1 protein-coding gene and 1 pseudogene are annotated in these 759 nt (G+C 39.7%); both read right to left on the bottom strand.

Translation table 11 applies throughout. From position 1 onward, the window contains the following. Positions 1 to 416, bottom strand: a pseudogene (locus BM084_RS19710) (MBG domain-containing protein); the annotation flags it as partial. A gap of 26 nt (positions 417 to 442) precedes the next feature. After that, the coding region (locus BM084_RS18835) for an integrase core domain-containing protein (protein WP_143083700.1) at positions 443 to 759 on the bottom strand (317 nt) is incomplete at its 5' end.

Below are 759 nucleotides of genomic sequence, written 5' to 3'. Positions count from 1 at the left end.
AAAGTTTTACCTTCAAAAGTTACTCCCGCGATCTCTGCATTTTCGATTACCAGGGAAACCTCTTTTGAAGTTGACAGGTAATTATGCGTTTCTTCCGCAGAAATAGTAACAGGATAAGTTCCTGCATCGGTATAGCCTTGCTGAGGAGTATATGATAATTCAGCTTCTGAATGATTCAGGCTTGCAGTTACATTCTTCTCAGTACCATCATAAGTAAAAGTTTGAAAAGCATCGGCAGTGACAACGGCTTCTGCTTTTTTGATGACAAGGTCAGCAATCAGAACTTTATCATTATAGTTTTCCTGGCTGATAGTTGCAGTTACTTTATAAGAACCTGCATTAATCTTATCATTGTTATTATAACTTACAGAAGCACCTTCTGGAAGACCGGTTACTTCGATAGTTTTTGAAGCTCCATCATATGTGTAAGTGTAAGCTTCCCCTAATTAGAACTGCTTGATTGTCCAAAAATATCATTTTTCATTCTCCTGGCGGTACCGCCAGGAGAATGACTTTTCGCGTATGCTACGGGCGCCATTTTTCCCAATGCATTATGTGGTCTTACGTTGTTGTAATCTTCCATCCAGTTCTCGGTTTGTTCCCTTACCTGATTGAGATTTTCAAATAGGTACTTATTGAGAACGCCCCTTCGATATGTTCCATTGAACCGTTCTATAAAAGCATTCTGAGTTGGTTTCCCGGGTTGAATATACTGAAAGTCGATTTCTTGCATCTGGCTCCATTCTGAAGCGATCTTAG

Source organism: Salegentibacter agarivorans (assembly GCF_900113135.1).
Classification (GTDB): domain Bacteria; phylum Bacteroidota; class Bacteroidia; order Flavobacteriales; family Flavobacteriaceae; genus Salegentibacter; species Salegentibacter agarivorans.
Note: the sequence above shows the minus strand (reverse complement) of the source record. Positions and strands in the feature narration are given on the sequence as shown.